Origin of the sequence: Colwellia sp. BRX8-7, assembly GCF_014077275.1 — a bacterium.
Taxonomy (GTDB): Bacteria; Pseudomonadota; Gammaproteobacteria; order Enterobacterales; family Alteromonadaceae; genus Colwellia_A.
Genome location: NZ_JACGVP010000001.1, coordinates 334,596 through 348,103, shown reverse-complemented (window position 1 = coordinate 348,103; position 13,508 = coordinate 334,596). Strand labels below are relative to the sequence as shown.

The 13,508-nt window shown below is 35.6% G+C and carries 11 protein-coding genes; 7 read left to right on the top strand and 4 right to left on the bottom strand.

The window, feature by feature from the left end; translation table 11 throughout:
* Positions 1-92 precede the first annotated feature (92 nt).
* Together H4J57_RS01480 and H4J57_RS01475 are read right to left on the bottom strand one after the other, a co-directional pair.
* A complete protein-coding gene (locus H4J57_RS01480) occupies positions 93-2,009 on the bottom strand; it encodes a DNA topoisomerase III (protein ID WP_182241727.1) in 1,917 nt (638 codons plus the stop codon).
* 504 nt (positions 2,010-2,513) lie between these two features.
* Positions 2,514-3,242, bottom strand: a complete 729-nt coding sequence (locus H4J57_RS01475; protein ID WP_182241726.1) for a cytochrome b/b6 domain-containing protein — start codon at positions 3,240-3,242, stop codon at positions 2,514-2,516.
* A 355-nt stretch (positions 3,243-3,597) separates the two neighbouring features.
* Between H4J57_RS01475 and H4J57_RS01470 the strand changes: the two genes are divergently transcribed.
* The 5 genes from H4J57_RS01470 to H4J57_RS01450 all read left to right on the top strand — a co-directional run bounded on the left by H4J57_RS01470 (position 3,598) and on the right by H4J57_RS01450 (position 10,346).
* On the top strand, positions 3,598-3,825 hold the full coding sequence (locus tag H4J57_RS01470; RefSeq protein ID WP_070374757.1) for a glutaredoxin family protein: 228 nt from the start codon (positions 3,598-3,600) through the stop codon (positions 3,823-3,825).
* 119 nt (positions 3,826-3,944) lie between these two features.
* Positions 3,945-5,840 carry a tetratricopeptide repeat-containing diguanylate cyclase gene (locus H4J57_RS01465; RefSeq protein WP_182241725.1) on the top strand — a complete coding sequence of 632 codons (1,896 nt, stop codon included), beginning with the start codon at positions 3,945-3,947 and terminating at the stop codon, positions 5,838-5,840.
* 16 nt (positions 5,841-5,856) lie between these two features.
* Positions 5,857-6,996 carry a hypothetical protein gene (locus H4J57_RS01460; protein ID WP_182221119.1) on the top strand — a complete coding sequence of 380 codons (1,140 nt, stop codon included), beginning with the start codon at positions 5,857-5,859 and terminating at the stop codon, positions 6,994-6,996.
* An 18-nt stretch (positions 6,997-7,014) separates the two neighbouring features.
* The gene (gene ovoA / locus H4J57_RS01455; RefSeq protein WP_182241724.1) at positions 7,015-9,138 is read left to right on the top strand and encodes a 5-histidylcysteine sulfoxide synthase; all 2,124 of its coding nucleotides are present in this window, start codon (positions 7,015-7,017) and stop codon (positions 9,136-9,138) included.
* On the top strand, positions 9,084-10,346 hold the full coding sequence (locus H4J57_RS01450; RefSeq protein ID WP_182241723.1) for a pyridoxal phosphate-dependent aminotransferase: 1,263 nt from the start codon (positions 9,084-9,086) through the stop codon (positions 10,344-10,346). Before ovoA ends, H4J57_RS01450 begins: the two co-directional genes overlap by 55 nt.
* A 229-nt stretch (positions 10,347-10,575) precedes the next feature.
* On the opposite strand, the gene trhA is transcribed toward H4J57_RS01450, so the two are convergent.
* Both trhA and H4J57_RS01440 read right to left on the bottom strand, forming a co-directional pair.
* The gene (trhA, locus tag H4J57_RS01445; RefSeq protein ID WP_182213353.1) at positions 10,576-11,211 is read right to left on the bottom strand and encodes a PAQR family membrane homeostasis protein TrhA; all 636 of its coding nucleotides are present in this window, start codon (positions 11,209-11,211) and stop codon (positions 10,576-10,578) included.
* 220 nt (positions 11,212-11,431) lie between these two features.
* Positions 11,432-11,650 (bottom strand): EF-hand domain-containing protein, encoded by a 219-nt coding sequence (locus H4J57_RS01440; RefSeq protein WP_070374752.1) that lies wholly within the window; start codon positions 11,648-11,650, stop codon positions 11,432-11,434.
* Positions 11,651-11,853: 203 nt separating this feature from the next.
* On the opposite strand from H4J57_RS01440, the gene H4J57_RS01435 reads away from it, so the two are divergent.
* A complete protein-coding gene (locus H4J57_RS01435; protein WP_182213355.1) occupies positions 11,854-12,204 on the top strand; it encodes a RidA family protein in 351 nt (116 codons plus the stop codon).
* A gap of 162 nt (positions 12,205-12,366) precedes the next feature.
* Positions 12,367-13,503: a hypothetical protein gene (locus H4J57_RS01430; RefSeq protein WP_182213357.1), complete on the top strand. Its 1,137-nt coding sequence runs from the start codon at positions 12,367-12,369 to the stop codon at positions 13,501-13,503.
* Positions 13,504-13,508 lie beyond the last annotated feature (5 nt).

The window sequence follows — 13,508 nt, the reverse complement described above, 5'->3', positions numbered from 1 at the left end:
ATATAGTCATAGCAAGATAGGGTTAAAATTAAATACAGATACTTAATAAACTAACGAGTCTACTCTAGACAATTAGCTTTAATAGATGATTTTTATGTTGCTCGCTTTCTATTTCTTTTTTTAGTAAATCTTCTTGGGGTATTGGATTGGGGCAAATCAGTAAATGCAATATCTTTAACTTCAAGGATGAGTTGTTGTAAGTTTTTTTCAACTCCTTTAATAAAGAATTGGTAGTTGAGTGTTTTATTACTTATTGATTCTAACTGTGACTCCCATAGTGCTGTCATGTCAGGCTGGGAGATTTGAACGGGTAAAGAGGTAATGAGTTTTTTCCCAATCTCTGTTGCTCTTATATCTTTTCCTTTTCTCACTAAAAATTGACGCTTAAACAGGAGTTCTATAATACCAGCACGTGTTGCCTCCGTACCTAGTCCATCAGTATCTCTTAGTAATTTTTTTATTTCAGCATTCGTCACATAACGAGCTATGCCGGTAAGGGCACCCAATATCGTTGCATCAGTAAAGTATTTAGGTGGGCTAGTATTTTTTTCTACAAGCTCGCCATGTAAACAATGCACGCAATCACCCGCTATAACATTGGGTAACTTAATCGCTGAAAATCCGGAATTATCTTTACTTTTATTAGAGCTAGGAAATAAATCTTTCCAGCCGTTTTTAATGATATCTTTTTGCTTACTGATAAATAAACCACCATCAATAATAGTGTCTATTTGCTTGTCCATATATTCAAAATTTGGATAAAATTGTGCAATATACTGCCGAGATATTATTTCATAAATTTTAGCTTCATCATTTGATAGTGCGCCAGTTGGGTTATTTTTAGCTGTGGGTATAATAGCATGATGAGCACTGACTTTTTTATTGTTCCAAGCTCTACTTCTTTTCTTTAAATCTGCATTTTTTAACATATCGGCTAATTTCTCAGATACGTTACTCATAGCGTTGGTTACGGCAGGTACATCATTGAGGTGTTCCGTCGGTAAGTATTGGCAATCAGATCTAGGGTAAGTTATTAATTTGTGCTTTTCATAAAGTTGCTGACAGATATCTAATACTTGCTTTGCACTCATACCAAAAGCTTTAGCGGCTGATATTTGTAAGCCAGATAAACTGAAAGGTAATGGTGCTACTTGCTGTTTTTTATCCTGTGTAACCTTTTCAATTTTTGCCGGTTTGTCATTAATACGATTGACTACATTTTCAGCTAGCTTTTTTGATAATATGCGTTTCTCTTCATCCATGAAAGGCTCACAAGCCTTACTTGGCTTCCACTTACCCTGATACTTTTCACCGTTTTTTGTCGTGATATGAGCAAGTACTTCATAAAAAGGCTTTGAGATGAAATTTTCTATTTCAATATCTCGGTTTACCACTAAACCTAATATCGGAGTCTGTACCCGACCAATTGATAATACGCCTTGATAGCCTGATTTCTGCCCTTGTAAAGTACAAAGACGAGTCATATTTAAGCCATAAAGCCAATCAGCTCTAGCTCTTGATAATGCTGAAACAGCAAGAGGGATATAATTTTTATTAGGTTTTAAGTTATCTACCGCTTTTTTAACCGCATTAAAATTCATATCGGTTATTAGACACCTCAAAGCATTATCTATTTTGGATTTAGATGCTCCGCTAAAGCTAATCGCTTCATCAACTAATATTTGACCTTCACGATCCACATCACCAGAATTTACGATGGTATCAGCTTGTTTTATTAGCCTTTTTATAACGGTCAGTTGTTTTCGAGTTTTTGGTTTTGGTTTTAACTTCCATTGCTCAGGAATTATGGGTAAATGTTCAACTACCCATTTTTTATATTTAATATCGTAATCTTCAGGTGGAGCTTGTTCTAATAAATGTCCTATGCACCAGGTAACGACATCGCCATTACCTGCTTCTATATAACCATCATTTTTTTTATGAGGTTTAGGTAGTACGTCTACAATTGCTCTTGCTAAGCTAGGTTTTTCTGCAATAAATAATTTCATAAATATTAAGCCTGGACTAACAGAGGGTTGTGATTGTCAAACAGAGTCAAGAACAAGCTCTTTTTTTGTATGTATTTGTCAATAATAGTGAGGCTTTTTTTCAACGTTTTTAGCTTGGTAACTGCGTCAAGCTTATATCGTGATAATATGACCTTGTTTATTGAATTATATAATAAAAATATAGTGTCAAACTTATGGTGATTGATTGTTACATCATTGCCGAGCGCTATATAGCCTTGTTGACTTTTATGGGGGTTGGGTAAAGCTGCCGCAATGGCACGTCCTAAACTTGGCTTTTCGGCAATATATAGTTTCAATAGAATTTCCAAGGGTTCAATACAGACCATTAGAATAAGCTTAGCACAATAACTGTTTTTTTATACAGTGTTTATTCTCGGTGATAGTCAAATTGTTTCATCCGTAACCATATTTTGTTAGGAAGCGACCCACTCATTCACTATGTGGTGAGTAGGCCATTATCACAGCGGTAGGATAAAAGTGGTTTTACTTGTCTTTAGGTAAATATTTAAAGCCGTGGATCATTGAAGAAACAATAGAATGTTTTTCACGTCGTTCAGCAAAAAATACGGCTAAAATATGTAGTGGGATCAACAGCAACAAAAAGTAAAAGCTATAAACGTGAGCAGTTATAAAAGGCTTTCTTACATTGCGCATTTCTTTATAAGCATCTGCATCAACATTTTCTTTACTGTAGGGCTTAATCAAGGCTACTTGGCTTTTATCTTGAGCTATGCTGCTAGCAAAGTATTGCCCAAAAGGAGGATAATAAATGTCAGTACCCGCAATCACTAAACCTGAAACCATTTGAATAGAAAGACTTAACATTAAAGCGCCAACCATAAGTTTCCCCAGTGGACTATGACCTTTAAATGTCTTATTTTTATCTTTTTTGAAATCGGCTAGTTCTTGTTTAAAGACTTTATTAAAAGGCAGTGTTTGTCCCCAACGTTCATATCCTTTACCAATAAAACCAAGAATAATTCTAAAAATTAAATTTGCAGCAAAAACATAACCCACACATACATGTATTGTTTTAAGCAGTATTTTACCTTCTGTTGAGATACCTAGATCCTTACCAAAATAAATAACGCTACCAATAACAATAAGCAAAAGTACTGACAAGACATTCAACCAATGAAATAAACGAATGTTTCTACTCCAAACAAAAGTTTTTACTATAGTGGAAGTGATATTTACTGGGTTATCTTGCATGATGATGACTCTTTTTATTTGTTAACATTTTGCCTGTTATTTTAATAATAACCGAAATATTTATCCGCTTCTAACACTAAGTGATAGTTATTTGGATTAATGGTTACAAGATATCTTAAAGTAGCTGTGTGTCTTTTCAATTAAGCGGCGTTATTTTAGTTTACTGATGATTACCTAGCAGATAATTTAATTTAATTTTCCGCAAGTGTCAGCGTTTTTCAAGATAAGTTCCTGTAAACTAGCCAAACAGCCGTAAAATAATTCTGTGTATTATAGTATGTATTATGGACACCCATTTAATATTTATTCACTTGTTGAAGGAAATGCAGCGAATAAATAACCAAGGAAATTTAGCATGAAGAAAATTGTCTTATATAGTATGAGTAACTGCCCTCATTGTGACACGGCGAAAGCGTACTTAGATAAAAACAACATTGCTTATCGTTTATGTAATGTAAAAACAGCCGCGGGACAAAAAGAGTTTCGCAGAGCAAACTTTAGATCCGTACCGGTAATAAAGATTGGTGAAGAGTATCTGCAAGGATTTAAAGTGGCGGCTTTTAAAGCGCTTTACGAGGATTAATATTGGTTAATATATCGCTGATGATACAATTTTATGGCTTTAACTCGTTTTAAAAAAAGGTCTATGTTAAGGTTGAAATACTTACATGAATTAACAAGATCATTAATTACGGATGTGTAATGAAATTTGATTTTTATCGGTTTTTTTCGGTTGTTGTTATTATCTTTTTTTTTTCCTGTAGTCAATCACAGGCAAATAGTAGTGGCCAATTAGCGGTAGAACAAACCGATGAGCTAAATCGCTTATTGAACATGGATGAAGAAATACGCCAACAACCTCTGCAATCTTATCAACAATTATTAAACGCAGAAAAATCTTTTTCAACTATGCCAAAACTACAACAATCTTGGTGGTTGTTACGTAAAGCTCAAGCAGAAAATTTACTCTATTTTTATGAAGACTTTAATAAGACCATCGCACAAGCCGTAGCGCTTATCGACGACAAAACCCCATTAAAAATTCAAAGTCACCTTTATATTTATCAGGGGTTAATTTATCGTCGCCATGCTCAGTATGCAGATTCTGTACTTATTCTTCGAAAGGCTATGTCTATAGCAAAAAAAAATAATTCAACTTACCTTTTTATCCTTGCTAAACAAGAGCTTGCTTTTACAAAAAGTATCACTGAACTCTTCGAACTGTCATTGAATGAAATGCAAGAAGCTTACTTAGATGCTTATTCACTAAAAGAACACTTTCTAATTGCTGTTATCAATGAAACCTACGGTGCTATTTATGGCTATATGGACGATTATGAAAAATCGATAGAATATTACCAAAAAGCATTAAATACCTATGAACGTTTAAATTATCCAGCTCATGTTTCAGAGGCTATTTACGGCATTGCTATAACCTATCGATATTGGCAAAAATATGATTTGGCGATTCGCTACTTTGAGCTTTATCAAGAAAAAATTGCCTATACCCCTAACACTGAAATTTCTTTTTTTTCAGCGTACGGTTTAGGTATGACACTGGCCGAAAAAGGCGATTGTGTTAAAGCTATCGATGTTATTAATCATGCTCTAACGTTAAATGGCTTGATTGATTATAATGCCGAATTATATAAGCAACAGGTTCACTGTTTTATTATCTTGGGTGAGTTAGAACAAGCGCAGGCATCGTTGACTAAAGCTGAAAACATATTCATGTCTTTACCTGAATTAGTCGGCACTAAGTGGCAATTAGAAGTTATAAAGCTCGGCTCAGAGCTTGCTCACGCAAGAAATAATGACAGTGAAGCTTTTCAATTATCTCGACAGTATTATCAAAAATACAATGAGTTATTGGTCAAAAACTCCAGCACACGATTAACTACAGCGCGCGCTGCGATGGAAAATGAGCGAAAATATGTTGAACAAGCACTTACCCTGCAACGAAAAAAGGTCGCCGCTTTAGAAAATGATTCCTATCATCAACAAAAATTACAGAACCTTTATCTACTGATTTTTATGTTATGTGCCGGCGTGGTTGTCATTATCGTGATAACCATTCAGTATAAAAATAATAAGAAAATGTATGCACTGTCAATTAAAGACCCATTATCAAATTTATATAACCGCCGCTATATTTTTGAGTACTTATCGAACTACCTGAACGATGTCTTAGTCGAAAAAACTGAACTTTCGGTGATTTTATTTGATATTGATGACTTTAAAATGGTCAATGATAAGTTTGGTCATCCTGTTGGTGATAAAGTTATTAAAAAAATAGCTGATCTTTGTCATGATGTCTTTCGTAATGGAGATGTCATTGGCCGTGTTGGCGGAGAAGAATTCTTATGTATTTTACCTCGTACCGACGAAAAGCAATGTAAAGTAATTGCTGAACGTTTTTTAAAAAAAATAAGTCAGCAAGTTTTCCAAGTCGAGCCAAGTTTACAGTTAACCGTAAGTATCGGTATAGCAACCTTGTCTCAACTTAGCCCAACGAGTGAAATGTTATACCTACATGCCGATGCTGCCCTTTACCAGGCAAAGCATAACGGTAAAAATAATGTGGTTATATATCAATAGAAAGCCATTATCTCATATGAATAATACAACACCGTTCGCCGTTCAAGCTATTATATTATTACAGAATTATATAAAACAGCTTGGCTTTACTCCTGTAATTCACTTTGAATTAGAAGGTTGTTATCAGCTCGATAGTAAAATAAAAAGATTTTCACTAGATTATCAAAGAATTAATCGTCAGTTAGCGCATGCAGGAATTGACGGAGAATTAGTGCCAGAGTATTGGTATAGTCAGTGGGAGTATGTTTCTTTATTTAATGGCCAGTCGCCGTTAAAAGAGGCTAATAATTTAAGCCAAGCGTTACACCTTTTACCTCGTTTTTTTGCCGAACAAGGCATAAGTAAAACATTAATCAAACCGGTTGTTTGGTCTGGTGATAAAGGCAAGTTAGCCAGTGGTAGTGGTGATATTTTCACCACAGAAACACGGGCAGTGCATATCCCTAATGCTGTTCAAATGAATATTAGTGCGCTTGATAGTGAAGGTAAAAACATTATTATTGAACGCGGCTTTGGTGAATATTTACAGCAATGCTTTCTTGATACTAGTTTAAATTGTTGTTTGATTTATTTACCTGAAGAAGAAGCTTTTGAGCGACTAGCATTAAAAACTAAATACGGTTTAGCGGCTGAGTTATGTTCACCCGTGGATATTTCAGGCGGACACCAAGGCAGTATTGCCTTGTATAAAGAAGTGGGTAAACATAATCAAGCGATGGGCGAAGAGCCGGTACTTTATAATCACAAAAATGAAGTACTAGTTAAGCGACAAAATTGGCAAAAAACTGCTCGTATCGAGCACAGAATTGGTGCTTCAAGTATGCAATATAATGCTTATTTTAATATTATTTACTCTTTATTGAACTTAATTGACGCGCTTGAAGTATATAAGGTGGATAACTGTCGCAAATTGCTCCGTAAAGAAGTTCATCATCAAAATTTACCTTTTTCATTGTATGATAATACAGAGCAAGAAAAATTGGGCGCAATATCACTATTTGCAAATGATCACTGGTTAAGCGAAAGTTTAAATAAGCTATCGGGTCAATTTATAAATGGTGAGCAAATATCAGGGCAGTTGCAGTTAGGTGACAAATTAAAGCAAATGATTTTAGCGCCGTATCAACAAAAACTTATTCTCACTCATACATCATAATTAATTTAAAAATAAAATATGACTCTTATTAATAATCAAAATATTACCCCGCAGCTTAATGGTTTATCTATAGATGATAAACGCGCCGAGCTAAAAAGCTACTTCCATAATACTTGGACGACTTACGAGTCGTTGTTTGCTTTAATCAACAAAGATGAAGCCTACTATTTACGGCCTGAGACTTTACGCCATCCACTTATCTTTTATTTTGGCCATACGGCTACTTTTTTTATTAATAAATTACTTTTGGGTAAGTACATTAATAAGCGTGTTAATACCAAGTTAGAAGCTGTTTGCGCTGTTGGTGTTGATGAAATGAGCTGGGATGATCTCAACAGTGAGCATTACGACTGGCCTAATGTTGATGAAGTAAGAGAATACCGTCAACAAGTTTTCACTGTGGTTAATAACCTTATTGATACCATGGAAATTAGCTTACCTATCAAACAAGACTCGTTAGCTTGGGTGATATTGATGGGCTGTGAGCATGAACGCATCCATCTTGAGACTTCATCAGTTATTATGCGCATGTTACCGCTAGATTGCTTAACACAGCCATCTGAAGTAGCGGGACAATGGACAAGTTGTGCTCATTTTTCAACGGCTCCAGCGAACGAATTATTACCTGTTACAGAACAATCTATTGTATTAGGGAAAAAGTTAACCGATGAAACTTACGGCTGGGACAACGAATATGGTGAGTTATCTGTTGAGGTTAGTGCCTTTTCAGCTTCTAAATATTTAGTCTCTAATCAAGAGTTTTTAGCTTTTATCGATGCAGGTGGTTACAAAAAACCACATTATTGGAGCGAAGAAGGGCAAAAGTGGCTAAGTTTCACTAAAGCTGAAATGCCGCGTTTTTGGCGAAAAAATAACGATGAATACGTGCAGCGTAACTTACTTAATGAAATGCCTTTACCTTTGAATTGGCCTGCAGAAGTGAACTACTTAGAAGCGAAAGCTTTCTGTCATTGGAAAAGTGAACAAACTCAAAAAAATATTGCTATGCCTACTGAAGCACAGTGGCATTGTCTAATCAATAATGCCAGCGATAATGAAGAACAAGTATTAGGTAATATAAACTTAGCCCGTTACGCTTCTTCATGCCCGATTGATGAATTTTCAACGGGGGATTTTTATGATGTTATTGGCAATGTATGGCAATGGAATGAGTCAGCAATAGATGGTTATGAGGGGTTTAAAGTTCATCCACTTTATGATGATTTTTCTACGCCAACCTTTGATGGTAAACATAACTTAATTAAAGGCGGTTCATGGATTTCTACCGGCAACGAAACCATTCCGTCATCTCGTTATGCTTTTCGTCGTCACTTTACTCAGCATGCTGGTTTTCGTTATGTTGAAAATATCGATGGCAAAATACCATTAACGCCGGTTAATCGATATGAAACTGATCGTGAAGTTTGTCAGCAACTCGAAAGTCATTATGGTGATCAACATTTAAGTGTTGAAAACTATTCACAACAAGTTAGCCAATTATTGCTTAATAAAGTACAAGCTCTGGGCATTAATACCGACAAGTTATTGAACTTAGGTTGTAGTGTTGGACGAACCGCTTTTGAGTTGTCAGAGCATTTTCAGCATATTGATGCGGTAGATTTTTCTGCGCGTTATATTCAATTTGGTGTGCAACTTCAACAACAGAAAACACTCCGTTACACCAACGTTATTTCTGGTGACATACAGAGTTTTCACGAGGTGTCTCTTAAGGCCTTAGCGCTAAACAACAACGCTGACCATATTGTTTTTAGTCAGGGTGATGCGAGCAATTTAAAACCCATTTTTAACGGTTATGATGCGATTTTAGTTGAGCATGCGCTAGAAAAGAGTTATCAACCTAAACAGTTGTTAGCCACACTGTCTAAGCGACTTAATAAACAAGGTTTACTTTTTGTATTAACCGACCATCAATACTCAGCGAAACACACTGAAAAAGAAAACTGGTTGGGTGGGCTTAAAGTCAATGGTGAAAATGTTATTGGCTTTGATGGTTTACAGGAAAAACTAGCAGAAGAGTTTACTTTTTTAGACGCACAGCCATTAACGCGTGTGATTAAGCAAAATCAATGCACTTTCACCGTAACCACCACCGAAATGTCGATTTGGCAGCGGAAAATATAGCAAGGATGAAAAATATTTTACCGGCACATATCGCCTTTGGCCAACAGCTTGCAGAAAATCAAAAGGTCACAATTAAGCACAATTTGAGTAACTCTTGCGGACAGTCGTTGTCCGCAGCACAATTGTGTCTACTCGGTGAAACGAGTCTTGATAATCTACTGGGTGACCAAGCGTTATCCTATGCGTCGATAAGTGGCAGCCATTATTTGCGATCACTTATTGCCGGTTTTCATCAAGACTATAATCATCATCAAGTTGAGTTAACTGCTGACAATGTTCTAACTTTTTGTGGCGCTCAAGAGGCGTTGTCAGCTATTTACCAAACAGTACTTAGCGAAAATGAACGAACGCAAGGTAATACAGTTGAGCAACAAGCAGCGATTGAAATTGTTGTTATTACACCTTGCTATCCCTCTCTAGTGACGATGGCAGAGCAGATGGGGATTAAAGTAAGGTGCCTTACGGTTGATTTTCAACAAAACTGGCAAATTAACCAAGCGGCACTTTTAGCCCTAGTAAACGAAAATACCCGACTAATTGTCTTGAATTCTCCCCATAATCCCAGTGGTAGCATAATAGACACTCAATTTTCGGAGCAAATATTAGCCATTGCAAAACAGTTCAATTGTTACCTTTTAGCCGATGATGTCTCTCAAGCGAGTAACTATAATGATCTTAAATTAGCTCATCGCTATTTAGATTATGATCGCACGATTGTTGTCTCGGTATTATCGAAAAGTTTTGGTTTGGCGGGGCTACGTATTGGTTGGGCAGTGTCTAAGGATAAATCACTGCTAAAAAAATTATTAGCGGTAAAAGCTCAAGGCTCAATTTGTACTTCAATCGTTGATGAAAAGCTGGCAGAGCTTGCTTTAGAAAACCATGTTAAAATCATCAGTAAAAATAATCTTATTATCAAAGATAATATCGCTTTATTTCAGCAGTTTATCGACAAAAACCAGTTGCATTTTAGTTGGTGTCCTCCTCAGGCAGGCTTACTAACATTAGTGAAGTGCCATAGTGATTTACCTATGCTTGAATGGGCTGAGCAACTCGCTGAACAAGCGGGAATATTCGCTTACCCATCATGCCTATTTGGCCTTACTGGGCCATATTTTCGTTTAGGGCTGGGTGCAAAAAACTTTTCAATGATACTGGAATCATTACAAGGGTTTGTTGATAGTCGCTTATCGTTGACTGTGAATTGAAAGTTGGATTGAAAGTTGGATTGAAAGCTTAATTAATTTATTTTTGCTATGAACCTATTAATTAGTAGCCGCATTCCAATTACTAAGAAAGTTGACGATAACTCGAGAATCAAGCCTAAAAGCCTGCAAAGGCCATAGCGTTTTAACGGCTGATCTAGGTATAAATTAATTTACCATCCTCACCAGCAACTATATCTCTGGTTATTTCTTTTGTCAGCCTTATCAGCGCTTATAAGTAGAAGTAAATCATAAAGAAGTGACATGCTGCGCCACCTAAAACAAATAAATGCCAAATAGCATGGTTGAAATGTATACGCTTTTGCACATAAAAAATAACCCCTAAACAATAAATAATACCGCCAAGAGCAAGTAGTGTTAAGGCTTGATTTGATAATTTGTCATTTAGCTGTTCAATAATGGTTATAGATATTAGTCCCATACCTAAGTAGGTGATCAGCGAGGTTTTTTTATAGCGGTGACCAAATTTCATTTTAAAAAACACCCCTAATATAGCCATACTCCAGATAATTGTCAGCATAATAGTACCGAGTTGGTCGTTTAAGGCAACCATCATTAAAGGGGTGTAAGTTCCTGCGATTAACAAGTAAATAGCACAATGGTCGAGTAATTTAAAAAGCTTTTTTTTGTCAGGATCTTGAAAGGCATGGTAAAAAGTTGAAGCGGTGAATAATAAAACCAAACTGGCACCGTAAACGGCATAACTCACTATTTTTACTAATGAGTTATCAGTAAAAGCTGCAGTGAGTAGCATGTAACAAGCCATAACAGACAATATTGCGCCAAGAGCATGAGTCAAGGTGTTGGCTATTTCTTCATTTTTGCTGTAACTAGCTTGGCTTGTCATTTGTTATCCTGTTATTTTTCATTGTTTCTTTAAATTTAATTTCAGTGTACACGTGTAAGCTGAGATTGAATGATAACAGAAAAAACAATTGAAACAAGAGGTCAGACCAATGAATTTAAGGTATAAAAAAAGAGCTTAGTTAAGCTCTTGATTAGATGAAAAATAGTAAAGTTACTTTCTCAACGAATAATTGGAGAAGGGTAAGTTTTAATGAAAAACGCTACAAAGCTAACTCAATCACCATAGCTTTGAGTTCTTCTTTGGAAATTGAATTATTATGATTAACATCAAATTTATTAAAAATACTCTCACACATACGGATGCCTTTATCTTGCAAAAGACAGTCAATTAATTCAACAAATTCACTTCGACTAATCGCACCGTCTTTATCTTCATCAAAAAATTCAAATAGTTCATCAACCCACTGATTAATGTCCATCAGTTATCCTTATTAGTAGTATTGCATCTACTAAATACTTTATCTTTTATTGTGCTATTTGTGAATGATTAATTGCAACATTACGTTAATAAGCGTGATTTATTATCTACTAGCGTAAAGTTTCTCCACAGCACAAGTATCAAAGCTACAATTTCTAGTAAGTAGAGTATATACTTTAACATATTTAATCATGACTAAATAAAATGACTATTATTAGGCAAGAAACAAAAACACGAATGAGCCGCATCGTTAAGCACAATGGTGTTATTTATTTATGTGGGCAAGTTTGTAAAGATGCGAGCCAAGGCATTGAAGAACAAACACGTTCAATGTTAGATAAAGTTGATGAATTACTTGAACAAGCAGGTAGCGACAATAAGCATATTCTATCGGCAACTATTTATATTAAAGATATGAATGATTTTTCAAAAATGAATGAAATTTGGGATAATTGGATCCCTCAGGGATTCGCTCCTGCAAGAGCTTGTGTCAAAGCTTCAATGGCAAGAAACGAATTACTTATTGAAATATCGGTAATAGCGGCCGAAATATAGTTATTTTTTAAACTTGTTCTCTAACATTTTTAATATATTAATCTACACTTCATTAGGTTAGCTTACCTGTAAACTAATCGATTTTAATAAAATATAAGCATGTAAAAATATAAACATGTAAAAACATAAGCACGTAAAAATACAAACTCTAAGGTGGATAATATGAAAAGTAAAATAGCGGTACTAGCGCTTGCTAGTAGCTTTATTTCCTATGCGGCTCAAGCAGATATCAATTTAAGTGGCTTTGCTTCGATAACAGGTGGTATCACTACATCGAGTGATGAAGAGTTGTATGGTTTTAACGATACATTTGACTTTAAAAATGGTTCTCTACTGGCTATTCAAGCATCAAGTAATATAGGTGAAGGCCTTGATATTACTGCACAAATTGTTTCTCGCGGTGAGAATGATTGGGATACTGAATTTGAGTGGGCCTACGTTAGCTATAACGTAAACGATAAATTTAGGGTTTTGGCTGGGCGTCAACGAGCACCTTTCTTTATGTATTCAGACTTTTTAGATGTTTCGTATGCCTACCCGTGGATAACACCACCAAAAGGTGTTTACGATTTAATTTTTAATACTTTTGACGGTCTTAGCGGCATATACAGCAGTACTCTTGGAGAATTTGATACGACTTACCACTTTATTGCGGGTAATAACTCCGATGAAATCGAAGTCTTTGATGAAAAATCATCACCTAACATGGATAATATCTTAGGTGGCGCAGCTACCTTTAATAGAGATTGGCTAACCTTGAGAGCTGCTTATTTTAATGCTGATGTAACAATACCTTCAACAGGGTTAGATGGACTTGCTAATAATTGGAACGCCTTTGGTTACCCTACATTTGCAGACAACACTAGTATTTTTGAAGATAAAGCAACGTTTACTGAACTTGGCTTTCAAATTGACTATGAAGGCATCTTAGTTGTTGGCGAATATACTACGCTTAAAATAGATAATACGTTATTAGGTGAAGAAGAGTCTTATTATGTGATGCTAGGTAAGCGCTTTGATAATTACTTAGTACACGTTACTTACGGTGTTGATGAAGACACTGCGGCGAACGATTTTACTAGCGTTATACCGTCTGGAACTCCTCTTGATGCTTTAAAAGTACCAACACAAGATGTTATAGCGAGTCAAAAAAATGATTCAAGCTATGTTACTGTTGGTTTACGTTGGGATTTTCATAGCTCTGCATCATTAAAGTTTGAATATACCGGTTTTAATGATGACCTTAATGGTGCTAATGATGCTGGTTTATTCCGCACTTCACTTGTTACTGTTTTTTAGGGGAT

Excerpts from the sequence above, each read along its gene's own strand:
- H4J57_RS01480 (WP_182241727.1), bottom strand. The coding sequence starts at position 2,009 with ATGAAATTATTTATTGCAGAAAAACCTAGCTTAGCAAGAGCAATTGTA.
- H4J57_RS01475 (WP_182241726.1), bottom strand. The coding sequence starts at position 3,242 with ATGCAAGATAACCCAGTAAATATCACTTCCACTATAGTAAAAACTTTT.
- H4J57_RS01470 (WP_070374757.1), top strand. The coding sequence starts at position 3,598 with ATGAAGAAAATTGTCTTATATAGTATGAGTAACTGCCCTCATTGTGAC.
- H4J57_RS01465 (WP_182241725.1), top strand. The coding sequence starts at position 3,945 with ATGAAATTTGATTTTTATCGGTTTTTTTCGGTTGTTGTTATTATCTTT.
- H4J57_RS01460 (WP_182221119.1), top strand. The coding sequence starts at position 5,857 with ATGAATAATACAACACCGTTCGCCGTTCAAGCTATTATATTATTACAG.
- ovoA (WP_182241724.1), top strand. The coding sequence starts at position 7,015 with ATGACTCTTATTAATAATCAAAATATTACCCCGCAGCTTAATGGTTTA.
- H4J57_RS01450 (WP_182241723.1), top strand. The coding sequence starts at position 9,084 with ATGCACTTTCACCGTAACCACCACCGAAATGTCGATTTGGCAGCGGAA.
- trhA (WP_182213353.1), bottom strand. The coding sequence starts at position 11,211 with ATGACAAGCCAAGCTAGTTACAGCAAAAATGAAGAAATAGCCAACACC.
- H4J57_RS01440 (WP_070374752.1), bottom strand. The coding sequence starts at position 11,650 with ATGGACATTAATCAGTGGGTTGATGAACTATTTGAATTTTTTGATGAA.
- H4J57_RS01435 (WP_182213355.1), top strand. The coding sequence starts at position 11,854 with ATGACTATTATTAGGCAAGAAACAAAAACACGAATGAGCCGCATCGTT.
- H4J57_RS01430 (WP_182213357.1), top strand. The coding sequence starts at position 12,367 with ATGAAAAGTAAAATAGCGGTACTAGCGCTTGCTAGTAGCTTTATTTCC.